18 protein-coding genes and 2 pseudogenes are annotated in these 19,204 nt (G+C 62.7%); 14 read left to right on the forward strand and 6 right to left on the reverse strand.

What is annotated here, in order from left to right:
- Positions 1-13: 13 nt before the first annotated feature.
- From paaE to paaZ, 5 genes and pseudogenes are all read left to right on the forward strand, one after another.
- Positions 14-1,090: a 1,2-phenylacetyl-CoA epoxidase subunit PaaE gene (gene paaE / locus ACSSU5_RS23960; protein WP_492560013.1), complete on the forward strand. Its 1,077-nt coding sequence runs from the start codon at positions 14-16 to the stop codon at positions 1,088-1,090.
- A gap of 166 nt (positions 1,091-1,256) precedes the next feature.
- Positions 1,257-1,565 carry a DUF485 domain-containing protein gene (locus ACSSU5_RS23965; protein WP_264313326.1) on the forward strand — a complete coding sequence of 103 codons (309 nt, stop codon included), beginning with the start codon at positions 1,257-1,259 and terminating at the stop codon, positions 1,563-1,565.
- Positions 1,556-3,124, forward strand: a pseudogene (locus ACSSU5_RS23970) (cation acetate symporter); the annotation flags it as partial. The gene ACSSU5_RS23965 and the pseudogene ACSSU5_RS23970, both read left to right, overlap by 10 nt.
- A gap of 32 nt (positions 3,125-3,156) precedes the next feature.
- Positions 3,157-4,389 (forward strand): OprD family porin, encoded by a 1,233-nt coding sequence (locus ACSSU5_RS23975; protein WP_492560014.1) that lies wholly within the window; start codon positions 3,157-3,159, stop codon positions 4,387-4,389.
- 24 nt (positions 4,390-4,413) lie between these two features.
- Entirely contained in the window at positions 4,414-6,468 is a 2,055-nt protein-coding gene (paaZ, locus tag ACSSU5_RS23980; RefSeq protein WP_492560015.1) for a phenylacetic acid degradation bifunctional protein PaaZ, read from the forward strand.
- A gap of 54 nt (positions 6,469-6,522) precedes the next feature.
- Here paaZ and ACSSU5_RS23985 read toward each other — a convergent pair whose 3' ends face one another.
- The 3 genes from ACSSU5_RS23985 to ACSSU5_RS23995 all read right to left on the reverse strand — a co-directional run bounded on the left by ACSSU5_RS23985 (position 6,523) and on the right by ACSSU5_RS23995 (position 7,914).
- Positions 6,523-6,792, reverse strand: coding sequence for a DUF6555 family protein (locus ACSSU5_RS23985; protein WP_492561359.1), 270 nt, complete (start codon positions 6,790-6,792; stop codon positions 6,523-6,525).
- Positions 6,793-6,929: 137 nt separating this feature from the next.
- Positions 6,930-7,481 carry an ATP-dependent Clp protease proteolytic subunit gene (locus ACSSU5_RS23990; RefSeq protein WP_264313323.1) on the reverse strand — a complete coding sequence of 184 codons (552 nt, stop codon included), beginning with the start codon at positions 7,479-7,481 and terminating at the stop codon, positions 6,930-6,932.
- A 46-nt stretch (positions 7,482-7,527) separates the two neighbouring features.
- Complete coding sequence (locus ACSSU5_RS23995) at positions 7,528-7,914, reverse strand: low affinity iron permease family protein (protein WP_492560016.1); 387 nt, start codon at positions 7,912-7,914, stop codon at positions 7,528-7,530.
- 185 nt (positions 7,915-8,099) lie between these two features.
- Between ACSSU5_RS23995 and ACSSU5_RS24000 the strand changes: the two are divergent.
- The 4 genes and pseudogenes from ACSSU5_RS24000 to ACSSU5_RS24015 form a co-directional block, all read left to right on the forward strand.
- Positions 8,100-8,183, forward strand: a pseudogene (locus ACSSU5_RS24000) (DUF72 domain-containing protein); the annotation flags it as partial.
- Positions 8,184-8,281: 98 nt separating this feature from the next.
- Positions 8,282-9,067: an endonuclease/exonuclease/phosphatase family protein gene (locus ACSSU5_RS24005; RefSeq protein ID WP_264313322.1), complete on the forward strand. Its 786-nt coding sequence runs from the start codon at positions 8,282-8,284 to the stop codon at positions 9,065-9,067.
- Positions 9,064-10,266: a cardiolipin synthase ClsB gene (gene clsB / locus ACSSU5_RS24010; RefSeq protein WP_492560017.1), complete on the forward strand. Its 1,203-nt coding sequence runs from the start codon at positions 9,064-9,066 to the stop codon at positions 10,264-10,266. Before ACSSU5_RS24005 ends, clsB begins: the two co-directional genes overlap by 4 nt.
- Positions 10,266-11,213: a lysylphosphatidylglycerol synthase domain-containing protein gene (locus ACSSU5_RS24015; RefSeq protein WP_264313320.1), complete on the forward strand. Its 948-nt coding sequence runs from the start codon at positions 10,266-10,268 to the stop codon at positions 11,211-11,213. Before clsB ends, ACSSU5_RS24015 begins: the two co-directional genes overlap by 1 nt.
- A gap of 139 nt (positions 11,214-11,352) precedes the next feature.
- Here the strand turns inward: ACSSU5_RS24015 and ACSSU5_RS24020 are convergent, their stop codons facing one another.
- Complete coding sequence (locus ACSSU5_RS24020; RefSeq protein WP_492560018.1) at positions 11,353-11,814, reverse strand: phosphotransferase system, HPr-related protein; 462 nt, start codon at positions 11,812-11,814, stop codon at positions 11,353-11,355.
- A 206-nt stretch (positions 11,815-12,020) separates the two neighbouring features.
- On the opposite strand from ACSSU5_RS24020, the gene ligD reads away from it, so the two are divergent.
- From ligD to ACSSU5_RS24045, 5 genes are read left to right on the forward strand one after another with little or no spacing between them, the layout of a single operon-like run.
- Entirely contained in the window at positions 12,021-14,513 is a 2,493-nt protein-coding gene (gene ligD / locus ACSSU5_RS24025; RefSeq protein WP_492560019.1) for a DNA ligase D, read from the forward strand.
- Positions 14,513-15,556 (forward strand): acyl-CoA dehydrogenase family protein, encoded by a 1,044-nt coding sequence (locus ACSSU5_RS24030; RefSeq protein ID WP_492560020.1) that lies wholly within the window; start codon positions 14,513-14,515, stop codon positions 15,554-15,556. The genes ligD and ACSSU5_RS24030 overlap by 1 nt, the downstream gene beginning before the upstream one ends.
- Positions 15,553-16,302 (forward strand): PIG-L deacetylase family protein, encoded by a 750-nt coding sequence (locus tag ACSSU5_RS24035; RefSeq protein WP_492560021.1) that lies wholly within the window; start codon positions 15,553-15,555, stop codon positions 16,300-16,302. The genes ACSSU5_RS24030 and ACSSU5_RS24035 overlap by 4 nt, the downstream gene beginning before the upstream one ends.
- Positions 16,303-16,311: 9 nt before the next feature.
- On the forward strand, positions 16,312-16,911 hold the full coding sequence (locus tag ACSSU5_RS24040; RefSeq protein WP_492560022.1) for a class I SAM-dependent methyltransferase: 600 nt from the start codon (positions 16,312-16,314) through the stop codon (positions 16,909-16,911).
- Entirely contained in the window at positions 16,908-17,570 is a 663-nt protein-coding gene (locus tag ACSSU5_RS24045) for a glycosyltransferase family 2 protein (protein WP_264313314.1), read from the forward strand. The genes ACSSU5_RS24040 and ACSSU5_RS24045 overlap by 4 nt, the downstream gene beginning before the upstream one ends.
- A gap of 51 nt (positions 17,571-17,621) precedes the next feature.
- Here the strand turns inward: ACSSU5_RS24045 and ku are convergent, their stop codons facing one another.
- Together ku and ACSSU5_RS24055 are read right to left on the reverse strand one after the other, a co-directional pair.
- Positions 17,622-18,464, reverse strand: coding sequence for a non-homologous end joining protein Ku (gene ku, locus ACSSU5_RS24050; protein WP_264313313.1), 843 nt, complete (start codon positions 18,462-18,464; stop codon positions 17,622-17,624).
- A gap of 112 nt (positions 18,465-18,576) precedes the next feature.
- Complete coding sequence (locus tag ACSSU5_RS24055) at positions 18,577-19,158, reverse strand: 5'-methylthioadenosine/S-adenosylhomocysteine nucleosidase family protein (RefSeq protein WP_264313312.1); 582 nt, start codon at positions 19,156-19,158, stop codon at positions 18,577-18,579.
- Between the last annotated feature and the right edge of the window lie 46 nt (positions 19,159-19,204).

The following is a 19,204-nucleotide window of genomic DNA, read 5'->3' on the forward strand; positions in this document are numbered from 1 at the left end:
CGTGGAGAACACCATGAGCCAGTTTCACAGCCTGACCATCAAGCAAGTGCGCAACGAGACCCGCGACGCGGTGTCCATCGTCTTTGACGTACCCGAGCACCTGCAGACGCAATTCCGCTTCACCCAGGGCCAGTACCTGGTCATGCGTACCCAGCTGGATGACGAAGAAGTGCGTCGTTCCTACTCCATCTGCAGCGCCGTTCAGGACGGCGAGCTGCGTGTGGCGGTCAAGCGCGTGCCAGGCGGGCGTTTTTCCGCCTTTGCCAATGAAGTGCTCAAGGCCGGCCAGCAACTGGAAGTGATGCCACCGTCCGGCAGTTTCTTCGTGCCGCTCGACCCTGCCCGCGAAGGCCATTACCTGGGCGTTGCCGCAGGCAGCGGCATCACGCCGATCCTGTCGATCATTGCCACCACCCTGGCAAGTGAGCCGCACAGCCGTTTCACCCTGCTTTACGGCAACCGCTCAAGCTCCGGCGCGCTGTTTCGCGACAAGCTCGAAGACCTGAAAAACCGTTACCTGGATCGCCTGAACCTGATTTTCGTGTTCAGCCGCGAACAGCAGGATGTCGACCTCTACAACGGCCGGATCGATGCCGACAAATGCGGCCAGCTGTTCTCCCGCTGGCTGGATGTCGCCACGCTGGACGCTGCGTTCATCTGTGGCCCCCAGGCGATGACCGAAACCGTGCGTGACAGCCTGCAGGCCAACGGCATGGGCAAGGAACGCATCCATTTCGAACTGTTTGCCGCCGCTGGCAGCGAAGCGCGCCGCGAAGCCCGTGAGGCAGCGCGCCAGGTCGATTCGGCACTCAGCCACATCACCGTGATCAGCGATGGCCGCGCCCTGTCTTTCGACCTGCCGCGCAACAGCCAGAACGTGCTGGACGCCGGCAACGCCATCGGTGCCGAGCTGCCCTATTCGTGCAAGGCCGGCGTGTGCTCGACCTGCAAGTGCCGGGTGATCGAGGGCGAAGTGGAGATGGACAGCAACCATGCGCTGGAAGACTACGAAGTGGCCGCCGGCTATGTGCTGTCGTGCCAGACCTACCCGGTGAGCGACAAAGTGGTGCTCGACTTCGACCAGCTCTGAAACACAGGTGCCTTCTTCGCGGGGCAAGCCCGCTCCCACAGGCACCGATCCCTCCGCTGCCGATCCGGTACCTGTGGGAGCGGGCTTGCCCCGCGAAGAGGCCCTGAGCACCACCGCAACACCTGTGTGACCTCAAAACAACTACAACACCAAGAGATCGCTTGCCATGACCCCCGAACGCATAGAGAGCATCGCCAACCACCCCGATTTCCAGCACCTGGTCCGGCGCAAACGTCGCCTCAATGGCACCCTGACCCTGGCCATGCTGGTGATCTACTACGGCTTCGTCCTGCTGGTGGCGTTCTCGCCCAGCACCCTAGGCCAGTCGCTCAACGGCGGCGTGACCACCGTCGGCATGCTGGTGGGCGTGATCATGGTGCTGTTGTCGTTCGCCCTCACCGGCATCTACGTGCACCGCGCCAACAACGTGCTTGACCCGCTGAACGACAAGGTCAAGCAGGAGTGCGCGCAATGAACTGGACTGCCATCTCGATGTTCATGGTGTTCGTCTGCTTCACCTTGCTGGTGACCCGCTGGGCCGCCCTGCGTACCCGCTCGGCGAGTGATTTCTACACCGCTGGCGGCGGCCTGACCGGCATGCAGAATGGCCTGGCGATCGCCGGTGACATGATCAGCGCCGCCTCCTTCCTGGGCATCTCCGCCATGATGTTCATGAACGGCTACGACGGCCTGCTCTATGCCTTGGGTGTACTGGCCGGCTGGCCGATCATCCTGTTCCTGATCGCTGAACGCCTGCGCAACCTCGGCAAGTACACCTTCGCCGACGTGGTGTCCTACCGCCTGGCCCAAACCCCAGTACGCCTGACCTCGGCATTCGGCACCCTGGTCGTGGCACTGATGTACCTGGTGGCACAGATGGTCGGGGCCGGCAAGCTGATCGAACTGCTGTTCGGTATCAGCTACCTGTACGCGGTGATGCTGGTTGGGGTGTTGATGGTCGCCTACGTGACCTTCGGCGGCATGCTGGCAACCACCTGGGTGCAGATCATCAAGGCGGTGATGCTGCTCTCCGGCACCAGCTTCATGGCCTTCATGGTGCTCAAGCACTTTGGCTTCAGCACCGAGGCGATGTTTGCCAGCGCCGTGGCCGTGCACGCCAAGGGCCAGGCGATCATGGCACCGGGAGGCTTGCTGTCGAACCCGGTGGATGCCATTTCGCTGGGCCTGGGCATGATGTTCGGCACTGCGGGCCTGCCGCATATCCTGATGCGGTTCTTTACCGTCAGCGATGCCAAGGAAGCGCGCAAGAGCGTGTTCTACGCCACCGGCTTTATCGGCTACTTCTACTTGCTGCTGATCGTCATCGGCTTCGGCGCCATCGTCATGGTCGGCACCGAACCGTCCTACCGTGATGCGGCGGGTGCGATCATCGGCGGCGGCAACATGGTCGCGGTGCACCTGGCCCAGGCGGTCGGTGGCAACCTGTTCCTGGGCTTCATCTCCGCCGTGGCCTTCGCCACCATTCTTGCGGTAGTGGCGGGCTTGGCCCTGTCCGGCGCGTCGGCGGTATCCCACGACCTCTATGCCTGCGTGGTACGCAAAGGCCAGGCCACCGAACAGGAAGAAATGCGCGTGTCACGTATCGCCACCTTGGTGATCGGCCTGCTGGCGGTCGTGCTTGGGTTGGTGTTCGAGTCGCAGAACATTGCCTTCCTTTCCGGCCTGGTGCTGGCCGTGGCCGCCTCGGTCAACTTCCCGGTGCTACTGCTCTCGATGTTCTGGAAAGGCCTGACCACCCGCGGTGCGGTGTGCGGCAGCATGGCCGGGCTGTTCTCGGCCGTCGTGCTGGTGGTACTCGGCCCTGCGGTGTGGGTCAACGTGTTGCACAACGAACAGGCACTGTTCCCGTACAGCAACCCGGCGCTGTTCTCGATGAGCCTGGCGTTCCTCGGTGCCTGGGTGTTCTCGGTCACCGACAGCTCCGCCAGAGCCCACGAGGAACGTGGCCGCTACTTGGCGCAGTTCATCCGCTCCATGACCGGTATTGGCGCCGCCGGCGCCAGCAAGCACTGACTTCGAGAACAACCATGTCGGGTACAACAACAATGAACCGCACTCGCTTCTCTTCTGCCGCTTGGCTCGCCACGCTCGCCCTGCCCTTGCCGGCCATGGCGGACTTGATCAACGACAGCCATGCACGCCTGGAACTGCGCAACCACTACATCAACCGCGACTTCCGCCAGAGCAATGCGCCCCAGGCCAAGGCCGAGGAATGGGGCCAAGGCTTTACCGCCCGTTTGGAGTCGGGCTTTACCGAAGGCCCGGTAGGCTTTGGTGTGGATGCCATGGGCCAGTTGGGCATCAAGCTCGACTCCAGCCGCGACCGCCGCAACACCGGCTTGCTGCCGTTTGGCCCGAACAGCCACGAGCCTGTCGATGACTACAGTGAACTGGGCCTGACCGCAAAGGTGCGGGTGTCCAAGAGCACGCTGCGCCTAGGCACCTTGCAACCGATCCTGCCGGTGGTGGTGTACAACGACACCCGCCTGTTGTCTTCCACGTTCCAGGGCGGCCTGCTGACCAGCCAGGAGCTCAACGGCCTCACCGTCAACGCCGGGCGCCTGAGCAAGGCCAACCTGCGCGACTCTTCCGGCCGAGACGACATAGGCTACGGCGCCGCCAGCAGCGACCACCTGGATTTCGGCGGCGGCAGCTATGCCATTACCCCGCAGACCAGCGTCAGCTACTACTACGCCAAGCTCGAAGACATCTACCGCCAGCAGTTCGTCGGCCTGGTCGATACCCGCCCGCTGGGCGAAGGCCTGAGCCTGCGCAGCGACCTGCGCTACTTCGACAGCCGCAACGACGGCGCAGAACGCGCCGGCAACATCGACAACCGCAACTTCAACGCCATGTTCACCCTCGGCGTCAGGGCGCACAAGTTCACCGCCACCTGGCAACAGATGTCCGGCGACAGCGCCTTCCCCTTCGTCAACGGCGGCGACCCGTTCACCGTCAACCTGGTCACCTACAACACCTTTACCCGCGCCGGGCTCGATTCCTGGCAGGTGCGCTATGACTACGACTTCGTCGCCATGGGCATCCCAGGCCTGAGTTTCATGACCCGCTACACCGACGGCCGTCACGCCGAGACTGCGACCGTCAGCAACGGCCGTGAGCGCGAGCGTGACACCGACCTTACCTACGTCATCCAGAGCGGCCCGTTCAAGGACGTCAGCCTGCGCTGGCGCAACGTCACTTTCCGTTCCGGCAATGGCCTGACCAATGCCGTGGACGAGAACCGCCTGATCATCGGCTACACCCTGGCGCTGTGGTAACAGCGCCCACACGAGGAGAACAGCATGTCTGACGCCCCAACCCTGCAGAGCTTCATCGCTGGCCGCTGGATCGGCCAGCACGGCGCCCAGGCCCTGCGCAGCGCCCTGAACGGTCACGTTCTGGCCTACAGCCATGAAGAACGCCCAGACTTCGCCGAAGCCGTGGACTTTGCCCGCGCCCGTGGTCTGGCCGAACTCATGGCCATGGACTTCCAGCAACGCTCAGCCCGCCTCAAGGCCCTGGCGCTGTACCTGGCCGAGCGCAAAGAGCAGCTTTACGCCTTGTCCCACCACAGTGGCGCCACACGCGCCGACAGCTGGATCGATATCGAAGGCGGGAATGCCACGCTGTTCGCCTATGCTGGCATCGGTAGCCGCGAACTGCCGTCGGGCAACCTGGTGCATGAAGGCCCGGCCATTGCGCTGGGCAAGCAAGGCCACTTCGCCGGCAGCCATATTCTGGTGCCGCGCGCCGGTGTCGCCGTGCACATCAACGCGTTCAACTTCCCGATCTGGGGCATGCTGGAGAAGTTCGCGCCGACCTTCCTCGCTGGCATGCCGTGCATCGTCAAACCCGCAACCTCGACCAGCTACCTGACCGAAGCCGTGGTACGCCTGATGCAGGAGTCTGGCCTGTTGCCGGCCGGCAGCCTGCAGTTGGTAATTGGCAGCACCGGTGACCTGCTCGACCGCCTGCAAGGCCAGGATGTGGTGACCTTCACCGGTTCCGCCGATACTGCCGCCAAATTGCGGGTTACGCCGAACCTGATCCGCAACTCGGTACCGTTCACCGCCGAAGCCGATTCGCTGAACTGCGCGATCCTCGGCCCGGATGTGACCCCGGACAGCGAAGAGTTTGACCTGTACATCAAAGAGGTGGTGCGCGAAATGACCACCAAAGCCGGGCAGAAATGCACTGCCATCCGCCGCGCCATCGTGCCCGCCAAGCACATCGACGCCGTCGCCACCCGCTTGCGCGAGCGCCTGAGCAAAGTAGTGGTTGGCGACCCGTCGCTGGAAGGCGTGCGCATGGGCGCCCTGGCCTCTCATGACCAGCAGCGTGACGTGGGCGAGCGGGTTCGCAGCCTGCTGCAAAGTTGCGATCAGCTGTTCGGCGCCAGCGACGGTTTCGCGCCGCGTGGCGAGGGTGTTGCCGAGGGAGCATTCTTTGCGCCAACCTTGCTCCAGGCCCGCGACCCGCATGCCGAAGGCGGTGCTCACGATATCGAAGCGTTCGGCCCGGTCAGCACGTTGATGGCTTACCACGACCTTGACGAAGCCCTGGCCCTGGCCGCCCGTGGCAAGGGCAGCCTGGTGGCGACCCTGGTTACCGCCGACCGTGCGGTTGCCGCCAAGGCCATCCCCGCTGCCGCCGCCTGGCACGGTCGCCTGCTGGTACTGGACCGCGAGGCCGCGCTCGAATCTACCGGGCACGGCTCGCCGCTGCCCCAGCTCAAGCACGGCGGCCCTGGCCGCGCTGGCGGCGGTGAAGAGCTCGGCGGCCTGCGCGCAGTCAAGCACTACCTGCAGCGTGCCGCCGTACAAGGCTCACCGAGCATGCTCACGGCGGTAACGGGCGAGTACGTGCGCGGCGCCGACGTGATCGAGAGCGAGGTGCACCCGTTCCGCCGCTACTTCCAGGACTTGCGAATCGGCGAGTCGCTGTTGACCCACCGGCGCACCGTGACCGAGGCGGACCTGGTCAACTTCGGCTGCTTGTCGGGTGACCACTTCTACATGCACTTCGACGAGATCGCCGCCAAGGAGTCGCAGTTTGGCAAGCGCATTGCCCATGGCTATTTTGTACTGTCGGCGGCGGCGGGCCTGTTCGTTTCCCCTGGTGCAGGCCCAGTACTGGCCAACTACGGCCTGGATACCCTGCGCTTCATCAACCCGGTGGGCATCGGCGACACCATCCAGGCACGCCTGACCTGCAAGCGCAAGATCGACCAGGGCAAGACCAGCCCGCTGGGGCAGCCGCAAGGGGTGGTGGCGTGGGACGTGGAGGTCACCAACCAGTTGGGTGAGCTGGTGGCCAGCTACGACATTCTGACTTTGGTGTTGAAGAAGCCTGTCTGACAGGCGCCGTTGGTCAGCAATGGGCTGCATCGCAGCCCATTGCCAAATCGGTTGTCAGCCGGCCACTGCAGGGTCACCCACTGGCTGGTTGGGTTTGCTCCCCGAAATACGCCAGCTCACAGCCGTAATCCCATATCGTTCAGCCATCGGCCTGCTCACTTTCTTGATCTTCTCCCGCCCGAACTTGGGAATGATGCCGATGCCCGCATCACAACTTGCCCAATGCCAGGCCTCGGCATTGTCCAACCGTTCCAGACGAATGATGAAACTGCGTGGCTGACCATGCAGTTGGTAATCGATGATGTACAGCTGTGGACCAGGCATCGCAGGGGCCTCCTCTTCTCCATGGATGACCTTTTGATTGATCTGGGCAGGCCCAGAAAATTCAAAAAACTTGGCAACCTTAGGCACAAGCGGCGAAAAACGCCCTTTGATCCTCTTTTCCAGGGGAACCACCGACCTCACGCATGCACGCTCCACTGGGTGGATTGCGACTCGATGGGCAGTTCGTCGATGGCATGGATCAGCCCGCTCTCCAGCGCCTCTTTGGGCCCCAGTATCCGCGGATAAGCCATCAGGTAACGCGGCACGTCCAGCACCTCGGCACTGCCCTCGGTACGTTCTGCCACAATCTGCGCGTAGAGCCGCAGGTCGTAGTCCAGGCTCATTGCATATTCGGCCATCCTGGCATGGTCGACCGACCCATGCAGCGTCCAATGGAAGGGGTGAAACAAGAACTTGCTGAAGGCGCAGGCCGTTCGGTGCTCGCCTGCGAGAAACAGGATATTGCCCATGGATTCCACTGTCCCCAGGTTGTGGGTGTGCAACGGAATCGGCAACGCCCGCAGGAAGTTGTACAGGGTAAACCCGTAGCTGCATTCACCGCCCATGGTCGCGATGTTCAATTGCAGCAGCTCTGCACCTTGTTGCATGGCGCGCGAGCAGGTATTGATCAGGTTGCCGCAGGTGGATGAGTTGATGGGTCCGGTAAAATGGATGATATGTCTGGCCATACTAGCCTCCAGGGGTGGCGGGGCATTCCAGTGAACAGGCAAACCTTCATTGGGCTACATCGTCTTTCGCCTCTTGGCCATCGTCGCCTTGCCCGGCCATCTGCCGGTACTGCTTGCGCAGCGCGTGCAACTGGGCCGGGTCCATGTCTTCCAGGTCCAGCAATGCCTTGTGCGCCCGCTGGGTAGTGCGCAGCAGTTCGTCGATCTTGATGTGCAGTTCGTCGTTGTCGCGGTTCTGGGTGTTCTGGATCAGGAACACCATCAGGAAGGTGATGATGGTGGTCGAGGTGTTGATCACCAGTTGCCAGGTGTCGTTGAAGGCGAACAGCGGCCCAGTGACGGCCCAACTCAAGATGAGCAGGCAGGCAATCCCGAACGTCAACGGCCGTCCAGACCAGTTGGCCAGCCACTGGGAAAAACGATCGAATTTCATGCCTGCGGCCCTCCGTTGATCACGCCTGGAGCATTTTTGCCAACCGGTATGCGGTGGAAACGCCATGGGCGGCAAAGTTCAACTGCACTCATGCTCCCGTTGGTCAACCGTGCTGAACCTCAGCGCGCCGTGCCAGTCGCACTTTCAGAGTGACCTCCCAAAGAGCTGGCAATGAGGAAGGCAGCGTGAGCGAGATCCGCATCGGTATTTCAGGGTGGCGCTACAGGCCTTGGCGCAAGGATTTCTACCCCAAAGGGCTGCGCCCGGACAAGGTCCACGCGCCCTACGACGCCCGCCGCCTTCTGGAGAAGTTGAAGCTGGACTACGACCAGCTCACCGAACCTGGCGTCGAGCCGGAGGTCGAGCGTTGAACAGAACCCTGCCAGCCCCCCGCCGCATCATCGACAACGTCACCACGGTGCATAGCCTGAATGTGCTGACCATCAACGTGCACAAGGGCTTCACGGCATTTAACCGGCGCTTCATCCTGCCTGAGCTACGTGAGGCTGTACGCGCCACCGGCGCCGACCTGGTGTTTTTGCAGGAGGTACACGGCAGCCACCAGCAGCACGCAGTGCGTCACGCGGCCTGGCCAGAAACCCCGCAGTACGAGTTTCTCGCCGACAGCATGTGGCCGCAATTCGCTTATGGGCGCAATGCCGTGTACCCCCATGGCGATCACGGCAATGCCTTGTTGTCGAAATTCCCTATCAGCCAGTTCGACAACCTGGATGTCTCCATCGACGGCAATGAACAGCGCGGCTTGCTCCATTGCCGCCTGGAGGTGCCCGGGCACGCCCAGGTGCATGCGGTGTGCGTGCATCTGGGCCTGCGCGAAGCGCACCGCCAGCGCCAGGTGCGCTTGCTGCTGGACTTACTCGACAGCCTGCCGCGCGAGGCACCGGTGATCATTGCCGGCGACTTCAATGACTGGCGTCTGAAGGCCGATGCGCTGTTGTCCGAACACTTGGTCGAAGCCTTTGGCGAGCATTTCGGCACGCCGGCACGCAGCTTCCCGGCGCGTTTGCCGCTACTGCGGCTTGACCGAATCTACCTGCGCAATGCCATGCCGGCCAAGGCGCAGGTGTTGTCGAAATACCCATGGTCGCACCTCTCCGATCATGCACCCCTTGCCGCGGAGATAAGCCTGTGAACCGACCCTGGCTAGACGGCAACAGTGTGCAGCTGTTGATCAATGGCGAAGCGTATTACCCGCGCGTATTCGAGGCGATGGCCCAGGCGCGGGAAGAAATTCTGCTTGAGACGTTCATCATTTTCGATGACAAGGTCGGCCAGCAGTTGCAGCAAGTATTGATAGAAGCCGCACAGCGGGGGGTGCGCGTCGAAGTGGCCGTCGATGGTTATGGCACTGCCGACCTGCCGGATGCGTTCATCTTGGCGATGACCGAAGCCGGTGTCAGCTTCCATGCCTTCGACCCCCAGCCGAAGCTGGTTGGCATGCGGACCAACCTGTTCCGCCGCCTGCACCGCAAGATCGTGGTGATCGATGGGCAGCGAGCGTTCATCGGCGGCATCAACTACAGTGCCGATCACCTGGGCGACTTCGGCCCCATGGCCAAGCAGGACTATGCCGTGGAGGTAACAGGCCCGGTGGTCGCGCAAGTGCACGCCACCAGCCGGCGCCTGATGTCCCCCGTGCTGCAGCCCCCTAGCGAGGTGCGGCCGGTCACCGAACCTACCGGGGCAACCACGGCCGTATTGGTCGAACGCGACAATGGCCAACGCCGTACTGCGATCGAAGCGCAGTACCTGCAAGCCTTTCGTGCCGCCCGGCAACGTATCGTAGTGGCCAACGCCTATTTCTTTCCCGGCTACCGCTTGCTGCGCGAATTGCGTAATGCGGCGCGGCGCGGTGTGGACGTGACCTTGATTCTGCAGGGCCAGCCCGACATGCGCTGGGTACGCGCCCTGTCGCGGTTGCTGTACAACTACCTGCTGCGTGACGGCGTGCATATCCACGAGTATTGCAGCCGGCCTTTGCACGGCAAGGTCGCGTTGGTCGACGATCAGTGGGCGACCGTGGGCTCAAGTAACCTGGACCCGTTGAGTTTGTCGCTCAACCTTGAGGCCAATTTGTTTATCCGCGATCACGGGTTTAACCAGCAATTGCACCAGCACTTGCAGTCACTGGCCCGCGAACAGTGTAAAGCGGTGACGCTGGAACGCATGATCCGCGGCTACTGGTGGCGGGCACCGCTGATCTTTCTGTGCTTCCACGCCATACGTCACTTTCCGCGCATCGCCGGCTGGTTTCCAGCGCATCGCCAGCGCTTGCGCTCACTGCAGCCAGAAGACCAGGCCCACGGCGATTTTCACGAGGGCCAGACGTGATGGCACGAAAACAATGGCAAACCTGGGGCAAGCGGCTGTTTACCGTATTGTTGCTGATACTGATCCCTGCCCTGCTGTACATGCTGGCGCGCAACCTGGATTGGAACGAGGTACGTCAGTCGCTGCTGGCCTACAAACCCGGTACTTTGGCCATCGGATTGGCCATTGCCTTGTGCAGCTATCTGACGTTTGCCAGTTACGACTTACTGGCGCGTGCCTACACCGGCCACACGCTGCCCGCCAGGCAGGTGCTGCCCGTGGCATTCGTGTGCTATGCCTTCAACCTCAATTTCACCACCTGGGTGGGCGGCGTCGCCTTGCGCTATCGGCTGTATGGCCGGCTGGGCCTGGACACGGCGACGATCACCCGCATCCTGACCCTTGGCCTGCTGACCAACTGGATGGGCTATATGCTGCTGGCCGGTACGGTATTTGCCCTGCGCCTGGTCGAACTGCCAAGCAACTGGGCAGTCGGTGCCACGGGCTTGCAACTGATCGGCTTTGCCTTGCTAGCCATCGCCCTTGGTTACTTGTTGGCCTGCGGCTTCGCGAAAAAACGCACCTGGCAATGGCGTGAGCATGAAGTCACCCTGCCTGGCTGGCGGCTGGCGCTGTGCCAGGTCGCCCTTGGCGCCAGCAACTGGGCGTTGATGGCCTTGCTGATCTTCTGGCTGCTGCCTGGGGAAGCCTTCTACCCGTCGATTCTCGGGATTCTGCTGATCAGTTGCGTTGCAGGTGTGGTTGCGCATATCCCGGCCGGGCTTGGCGTGCTTGAAACCGTGTTCCTGGCGTTGCTGCATGGCCAGATCCCCCAGGGCACTCTGGTAGCGGCGTTGCTTGGCTATCGAACGCTTTATTACCTGCTTCCGTTGCTGCTGGCCGTCGTGACGTACCTGATTCTGGAAAAGCGCGCCAAGGCCATGCGCCAGCGTGATAATCCAGCCTAGCGCTCTAAAATGGCCTCGGGCCGGGAAATTGGGGCTGCTGTGCAGCCCATCGCAGGCAAGCCAGCTCCTACAGGATTCTGTGTAGGAGCTGGCTTGCCCCCTTGGCCCTAACCGACTGGCAGCGGTGCATAACGAGCGCTCAGGACTTGTCCTCCTCGTCTACCACGTCATCATTCCACGGCTGGCCGTCGAGTGGTGCAGACCGGGCCAGCTCCGCTTCATCCAGGCCGAAACCCCCGCCAATTTCGTTCGCATTGACCTGCCGCAACAACTGGTCAGCCGGCCCTTCGCCGTCGCCGTCTTCATACGGGTCCCGGGCACCCGTCTCATCCAGCAAGGTATCCGGGCTCATGTCGTCATAGGTGACATTGTCTTCGTGGAGGCTGTCGCTCAGTGCTTCGCCGCCCGTCATGCCGCTTTCGACGACGCGCTGTGGCGTAAACGCCTGCGCATCTTCACGGGCAGGTCGCTCATTGCCCACCCACCCTTCGCGTTCGTCATTCCGGTCACTGAAGTCCAGCTCATGGACACTGCCCATGCGGTCTTCGGTGTCGTCGATTTCGGTAGGTGTGTAAGGCTTGGGTTGATCGGGGCGAGACATGTGCGTTCTCCATCAGTGGGCTACACACGGTCGACTGCACCCACCGGGGGAAATTCAGAGTTTTCATGCCAGAAACGGCCTCAAGCCATCAGAATATTCACCCGCATCAGCGCAGAGGACGTTTCAGTCGAGTATTACGGAAATTTTGAACTCCCTTCTCACCTCCCTCTCCCACCTGAAGAGCCCCCGCGATTCAGGACCCCGCCATGGCCAAGCCCCTGCAGGAGTATCAGCGCAAGCGCGATTTCAACGCCACGCCCGAGCCCAGTGGTAAACGTGGCTGTGGCCGGCAGCCGCATGCCCTGCAGTTTTGTATCCAGAAACACGACGCCAGCCACCTGCACTACGACTTTCGCCTCGAGCTCGATGGCACCCTCAAGAGCTGGGCCATCCCCAAGGGCCCGTCACTGGACCCGAAGGTGCGGCGCTTGGCCGTGCACGTCGAGGATCACCCGCTGGACTACGCCGATTTCGAGGGCACTATCCCGGAAGGCCACTATGGCGCGGGTGATGTGATCGTCTGGGACCGTGGCATCTGGGAGCCTGAAGGTGACGCGCAGCAGGCCTACGCCAAGGGCAAGCTGCGTTTTCGCCTGCAGGGCGAGAAACTCAGTGGTGTCTGGAACTTGTTTCGCACTCACCTGGCCGGCAAGAAAGAGCAATGGATGCTGGTCAAGTCGCACGATGAACAAGCCCGTAGCGAGGCTGATTACAGCATCGTCGAGGCCCAGCCTGACAGCGTGCTCAGCGAGCGCACCCTGCTCCCCAGGCGCAGCAAACCTGCCGAAAAAGCGGCACCGCGTACACGCAAGCGCAAGGCAAGCGCACAAAAGGCTCCGTTGCCCGACACACTGCAACCGCAGTTGGCCACCCTGGTCGACTCGCCACCTGCAGGTGACTGGCTGTACGAGGTCAAGTTCGACGGTTACCGGATCCTCGCACGCATCGACGGCGATGACGTGCGCTTGTACACCCGCAACGGCCATGACTGGACCGCCAAGCTACCCCATCAGCACGCGGCGCTGCGCAAGCTTGGCCTCGACTCGGCATGGCTGGACGGCGAGATGGTGGTCAACGACGAGCACGGCGTGGCCGACTTCCAGGCCCTGCAGAACGCGTTTGACGTCGAGGACGATCAGCACATCCTTTATTACCTGTTCGACCTGCCCTTTCTGGGGGGTCAGGACCTTCGCCAGTTGCCACTGCAAGCGCGGCGCAAAACCCTGCAGCAGTTGCTTGAGCGTGACGACTCACCATGGCTGAGGTTCTCTGAAGGATTCGATCAACCGGTTGACTCACTGCTTGACAGTGCCTGCCGCATGAAGCTCGAAGGCCTGATCGGCAAGCGCGCCGACAGCCCTTACACGGGCCGCCGCAGCGCCGACTGGATCAAGCTCAAGTGCCAGCAACGCCAGGAATTCGTGATTGTCGGCTACACCGACCCCAAAGGCAGCCGCAGCGCGTTTGGTGCCTTGCTGCTGGCCGTGCACGACGACAGCGGCGAGCTGCGTTATGCCGGCAAGGTCGGCACAGGCTTCAGCGCTGCCACCCTGGGCACTCTTCATGCGCGGCTCAAGCCATTGGAAACCGCCAAGCCGATGCTGAGCAACCCGCCAACCGGCGCCGAAGCCCGGGGCGTGCACTGGCTCAAGCCGACGCTGCTGGCCGAGGTTGCCTACGCACAGATGACCCGCGACGGTGTGGTGCGTCATGCGGTGTTCCACGGCCTGCGCGATGACAAACCCGCGGCTGCTATCGACCTGGAGCAGGCCATGCCTGGCAAGTCCGTGACCAAAAGCAAGGCTCAGCACACGCCCGAGGCGCCGGGCGAACTGCGCCTGAGCCATCCTGACCGCGTCATCGATGCCACCCGCGCAACCACCAAGCGGCAAGTCGCCGAATACTATGCGCAGGTCAGCCCATGGATTCTGCCCCACCTGAAAAACCGCCCCGTGGCGCTGGTACGCGCCCCCGATGGCCTCGAAGGTGAGCTGTTCTTCCAGAAAAACGCCGGCCAGTTGCACATCCCCACTATGGTCAGCTACGACAAGAAACAGGCAGGTCAAGCCGCCATGGTCATCAACCGCGCCGATACCCTGCTGGGCGCGGTACAGATGAACATGCTCGAACTGCATACCTGGAACGCCACCGACAAAGACTTCGACAAACCCGACCGCTTCGTGCTCGACCTGGACCCCGACCCGGCGCTGCCGTGGAAGGCCATGCTGGAGGCCACGCAACTGACCCTGACCCTGCTCGACGCGCTTGGCCTCAAGGTGTTTCTCAAGACCAGTGGCGGCAAGGGTATCCACATTGTCGTGCCGCTGACCCGAAGGGCCGGCTGGGACGAGGTGAAGGACTTCAGCCATGCGATCGTCAATTACCTGGCCAATCTGTTTCCCGATCGGCTCAGCGCCGTGTCGGGCCCGAAAAACCGGGTCGGGCGAATTTTCATCGACTATCTGCGCAATGGCAAAGGCGCTACCACCGCTTGTGCCTATTCCTTGCGCGCGCGGGAGGGCCTGCCGGTGTCCGTGCCGATCTGGCGCGAAGAGCTGACGCAGCTCAAAGGTGCCAACCAATGGCACATCGGCAACCTCCACGAACGCCTGAGCGAAGTGGACGACCCCTGGGCCGATATGGGCAAGACCCGTCAATCGATCACCGCGCGCATGCGCAAGCAGATAGGGCTGGGCTGATGAGCATTATTCAGGGCTTTGAACTGAACACCCTCGACCGCCTGTTGCGCGCCTTCACCGAAAGGCCGCAGGCGCTGAACCTCGATACCCAGCTCCCCGCGCTGATGCAGGCGCTGCAGGCCGATCACCTTGACCTGCTGCCCCTGCCCGGCCAAGGCAACACGCTACGCCGGTGGCAGAGCCTGGCACGTATCGCAGGCTGTGACATGGCCTTGGCCAAGCTCTACGAGGGCCATACCGATGCCTTGGCGATTCTTGCCGAATGCGACGCCGCGCACCTTGCGCAAGCAGGTATCTGGGGTGTCTGGGCAGCCGAACCGCCGGATGCCCGCGCGCGTATCATCGAACGCCAAGGCGAGCATGTGCGTCTCTCTGGTCGCAAAGCCTGGTGTTCAGGGGCCTTGCAGATCGACCGTGCGCTTATCACCGCGTGGGGCGATGACGAACAACCCCAACTGGTGGCGATAGAGCTGTCGCACCCAAGCCAAGGCTTGAACATCGAGCACTGGCAGGCTGTGGGCATGGCTACCACCGCGAGCGTCGAGGTCGAGTTCAACCATACACCCGGCATCGCCATCGGAAGGCCGGGGCAGTATGTGTCGCGCCCCGGCTTTTGGCACGGCGGTGCGGGCATAGCGGCGTGCTGGTACGGCGCCGCCGAGGCACTTGCGGACTACTTGCGTGAACACAGTCGCAACCCGCGTCCAGACCCCCATGCCGACGCGCACCTGGGGGCTGTAGACGCCGCCTTGTCCGGCGCCAGGGCGGCGCTGCGCGAATGCGCGGCCTGGATCGACCGCCAGCCGGGCGCAGATGCCAGTTTCGAAGTACGGCGAACCCGCGCGCACGTCGAGCAGGCCGTCGAGCAGGTGATCCATCACGTGGGCCGGGCCTTGGGCGCCTCGCCGTTCTGCCGCAGCAGCCACTTTGCCCGCTTAAGCGCCGACTTGCCGGTGTTCCTGCGTCAAAGCCACGCCGAGCGTGACCTGGCGGCCCTCGGACAGCAGTTGGCGAACCTGCCAGCAGGAGCCTGGCAGCTATGAATCTGATCCAGTCAAGTAGCGGTACACCCTGGTCGGCCTGGCAACATGCAGCGCACCTGGCCAGGGCCACCTGGATCGACCCCAAGCAACTGTGCCCGCCGGGCCGTCGCCTGGTACTGATCGCCCCCCACCCGGATGACGAAATTCTCATGGCGGGTGGTTTGCTGGCCGGCTTTCACGGACGTGAAGACGACCTGGTGCTGATTTCGGCCACCGATGGCGAGGGCAGCCACCCAGGTTCCAGGCACTGGACAGAACATCGCTTGCGCCGACAGCGACCGCTGGAAAGCCGTCACGCACTGCAACAGCTCGACCTGGACCTCAACCGGCTGGACTGGCGCAAGCTGCACCTCAAAGACGGCGCGCTACCCCGCGACGAAGCCTTTCTAGTCAACCACCTGAGCCAGTTGCTCAAGCCTGACGACCTGCTCATGGCGACCTGGCGCAACGACGGCCATTGCGATCACGAAGCGGTCGGCAGGGCTGCCGCGCAAGCCTCGATGGCGCGCAAGGTGCAATTGGTGGAGGTGCCGGTCTGGGCCTGGCACTGGGCGCAACCCGACGACCCGCGCCTGCCTTGGCCACGGGCTCACCGCGTGCAGCTGGATGAAAGCCGCCTGGCCCGCAAGCGCAAGGCCCTGGCCGCACACACCAGCCAACTGGAGCCGGATGACGGCCAACCGCCCGTGCTGCCAGCCCATTTGCAGGATTGTTTGCTGCAGCCTTTCGAACTGGTGTTTTTGTAAGGAGCCGTGATGAGCCTCGACGCACACTACTTCGCCGACCTTTATGCCAGCAGCGAAGACCCCTGGGCCTTTCGCACCCGTTGGTACGAAAAGCGCAAGCGGGAGCTGATCATGGCCAGCCTGCCCCGCCAGTGCTATCAGCGCGTGTTCGAGCCCGCCTGCGCCAATGGCGAGCTCAGCGCCTTGCTGGCCGAGCGTTGTGCCGACCTCTTGTGCCACGACCTGAACCCAACCGCTGTGGGCCTGGCACAGCAACGCCTGGCGAACGTGAGCCACGCCTCGGTTGAGCTCGGCAGGCTACCGGGTGATTGGCCGGGGGGGCAGTTCGACCTTATCGTACTGAGTGAACTGGGTTACTACCTAGACCCCACAGACTGGCTGCAGGTGATTGAGCAATCGGCCGCGAGCCTGAGCGACGACGGCGGCCTGCTGGCCTGCCACTGGAAACACCCGATTGCGGGTTGCCCGCAGGAGGGGCGTGAAGTACATCGCATGCTGGCCAAGTACCTGCCGCTGTACCCGGTCTATCGCCATGAGGAGGCGGATTTCCTGCTTGAATACTGGTCCTGCCAGCCCAGCGTGGCCGACCTTGACGAGACGTGCTTATGATTGCGGTGGTCATTCCGGCCCACAACGAAGCGCGCCGCCTGGGTCGCTGCCTCAAGTCCGTGCGGGCCGCCGCCGCTCAGGCCGAGCTGGCGGGTTATCAGGTCGAAATACTGGTGGTGCTGGACCGCTGCAGTGATGGCAGTGCGGCGGTGGCCGGGCGCCATGGTGTGCAGACATTGGATGTACACGCCGGCAACGTCGGCATGGCGCGCAGTGCCGGCGCGGCGCAGATGATCGAACAGGGTGCGATCTGGCTGGCCTGTACCGATGCCGACAGCCAAGTGCCGCCCCATTGGCTGCTGTCACAACTGGCGTTTGGCGCTGACGTGGTCTGTGGCACCGTGCATATAGAGCGCTGGCAACCCTGGCAGAAAGCCGCGCTAAGGCGGTTGTACTTAAGCCGATACCAGGCGCGCGAAGGGCACCGGCATGTCCACGGCGCCAACCTTGGGGTCAGCGCGCAGGCGTACTTGCGTAGCGGCGGGTTCCAGCCGCTGCCGGCGCATGAAGATGTTCAGTTGGTGCGCGACCTTGAAGCGCAGGGCGCGCAGATCTCGTGGACGGCGCGGCACAGTGTGGCAACCAGCAGCCGACGAGACAGCCGGGCTCGGGAAGGGTTCGGGGATTTGCTGGCAAGCCTTGAGGGGTCAGCGTCCTGAGAGCGGCCTTTGTAGGAGCGCCCCGGCAAGGCCGCTCCTACAAAGGTTTGATCAAGAGGCCTTTCGGGTCCGCTTTGCAGGCTTCTTGTCTGCCACAGGCTTTTTCTTGCCACCCAGGCTGCGTTTGAGCAACTCGGTAAGGTCGATGATATCGGCACCTTTCTCGGCGCTGCCGCCCTCGCCCTTCTCCACCACGCTGATCTTGCCTTTGCTGGCTTTCTCTTCGACCAGGTCCATGATGGTCTGGCGAAACGCATCCTGATATTCATCAGGCTTCCACGCGCCGCTCATGTCTTCGACCAACCGCTTGGCCATGTCCAGTTCACGTTTGTCCACCTTGGTCTCGGTCACGCTCTTGTCCAGCTCCAAGGTCTCCAGCCCACGCACTTCCTCAGGCCAGCGCAGAGTGATCATCACCAGTGCATCGTCCAGGGGGCGCAGCAGCGTCAGGTGCTGACGGGTATGCAACACCACTGTGGCCAGCGCCACCTTGCCAGTACTGGCCAGCGTTTCGCGCAGTAACGCGTACACCTTGCCGCCGCGGCGGTCGGGGGCCAGGTAATACGGCGTATCGAAATGTTGAAGGGGAATTTCACCGGCATCGACGAACGAGAAAATATCGATGGTCTGGGTTGCTTCTGGCCGGGCCGTGCGGATCTCTTCCTCGCTGATCACCACATAGCGGCCTTTTTCATACTCCACCCCTTTGACGATGTTCTCTTTGTCGATTTCCTTGCCTGTAACCTTGTTGACCCGCTTGTACCCGACCGGCTCCATGCTGCGCTTGTCCAGCCAGTCGAAATCGACCCGCTCGGTGCGCACCGCGGTATTGAGCGAGACAGGGATGTGCACCAACCCGAAACTGATCGCGCCTTTCCAGATTGCCCTGGCCATCGTTAAGCACCTCCGGACAGGCCCCGCGTCTTTCGGGGCCTCTACTTGAAGTGACTGCGACGCGCTGGGAAGGTTTAGTCAGGCTGCCCTGCGGCGGGCAGCGACCTGGTGCTTAGCTGAACAGCACACGCTTGAAGGCCTCGGCCGCCAAGTGCACCTGTACCGACCAGTCCCCTGCCGCTTCGCTGCCCGCGTCGTCGGAAATGTACTTGAGGCAGACGAAGGGAATGCCTTCGTCACGTGCGATGAGGGCCAGCACGTAGGCTTCCATATCGACGATATCGTAGGGTGCCTCGCCGTGGCTGACTTCGAAACTGTCACCACTGCCACAGGTGCCCAGGGCGAGCCCAGGGATTTCCTCACCGTGTTCGAGCAGCACCGGAATGTCTGACAGCGGCGTCTCGTAGCGGGCGAAGCCCAAGGGTGTCACATCCATGTCGCGTTGCACGAAACGGGTGCAGCACACCACTTCGCCTTTTTTGTAGCGCTGGCTGCCGGCAGACCCGAGGTTGACGATCAGCTTGGGCTTGCGCTGGGCAATCGCCTTGGTCAGGGCAATGGCGGCATTGACCTTACCGATGCCGGTAAACACAGTGTTCACCTCGGCAAACACATTGCCGGCCTCTGCCTCGAGGGCGAAGACGAAAAGGGTGTCGGTCGGGGTGATTTCGGGAAATTGCTTGATCAGCATCATTGCGCAGGACGTTCCGAGTGGCTGCAAAGGGCCTGGCCATTTTCGG

The sequence above is a fragment of the Pseudomonas sp. E1MeOHC2 genome (genome assembly GCF_058745025.1).

Coding starts and splice junctions, on each gene's coding strand:
- paaE (WP_492560013.1), top strand. CDS start 14: ATGAGCCAGTTTCACAGCCTGACCATCAAGCAAGTGCGCAACGAGACC.
- ACSSU5_RS23965 (WP_264313326.1), top strand. CDS start 1,257: ATGACCCCCGAACGCATAGAGAGCATCGCCAACCACCCCGATTTCCAG.
- ACSSU5_RS23975 (WP_492560014.1), top strand. CDS start 3,157: ATGAACCGCACTCGCTTCTCTTCTGCCGCTTGGCTCGCCACGCTCGCC.
- paaZ (WP_492560015.1), top strand. CDS start 4,414: ATGTCTGACGCCCCAACCCTGCAGAGCTTCATCGCTGGCCGCTGGATC.
- ACSSU5_RS23985 (WP_492561359.1), bottom strand. CDS start 6,792: ATGCCTGGTCCACAGCTGTACATCATCGATTACCAACTGCATGGTCAG.
- ACSSU5_RS23990 (WP_264313323.1), bottom strand. CDS start 7,481: ATGGCCAGACATATCATCCATTTTACCGGACCCATCAACTCATCCACC.
- ACSSU5_RS23995 (WP_492560016.1), bottom strand. CDS start 7,914: ATGAAATTCGATCGTTTTTCCCAGTGGCTGGCCAACTGGTCTGGACGG.
- ACSSU5_RS24015 (WP_264313320.1), top strand. CDS start 10,266: ATGGCACGAAAACAATGGCAAACCTGGGGCAAGCGGCTGTTTACCGTA.
- ACSSU5_RS24020 (WP_492560018.1), bottom strand. CDS start 11,814: ATGTCTCGCCCCGATCAACCCAAGCCTTACACACCTACCGAAATCGAC.
- ligD (WP_492560019.1), top strand. CDS start 12,021: ATGGCCAAGCCCCTGCAGGAGTATCAGCGCAAGCGCGATTTCAACGCC.
- ACSSU5_RS24030 (WP_492560020.1), top strand. CDS start 14,513: ATGAGCATTATTCAGGGCTTTGAACTGAACACCCTCGACCGCCTGTTG.
- ACSSU5_RS24035 (WP_492560021.1), top strand. CDS start 15,553: ATGAATCTGATCCAGTCAAGTAGCGGTACACCCTGGTCGGCCTGGCAA.
- ACSSU5_RS24040 (WP_492560022.1), top strand. CDS start 16,312: ATGAGCCTCGACGCACACTACTTCGCCGACCTTTATGCCAGCAGCGAA.
- ACSSU5_RS24045 (WP_264313314.1), top strand. CDS start 16,908: ATGATTGCGGTGGTCATTCCGGCCCACAACGAAGCGCGCCGCCTGGGT.
- ku (WP_264313313.1), bottom strand. CDS start 18,464: ATGGCCAGGGCAATCTGGAAAGGCGCGATCAGTTTCGGGTTGGTGCAC.
- ACSSU5_RS24055 (WP_264313312.1), bottom strand. CDS start 19,158: ATGATGCTGATCAAGCAATTTCCCGAAATCACCCCGACCGACACCCTT.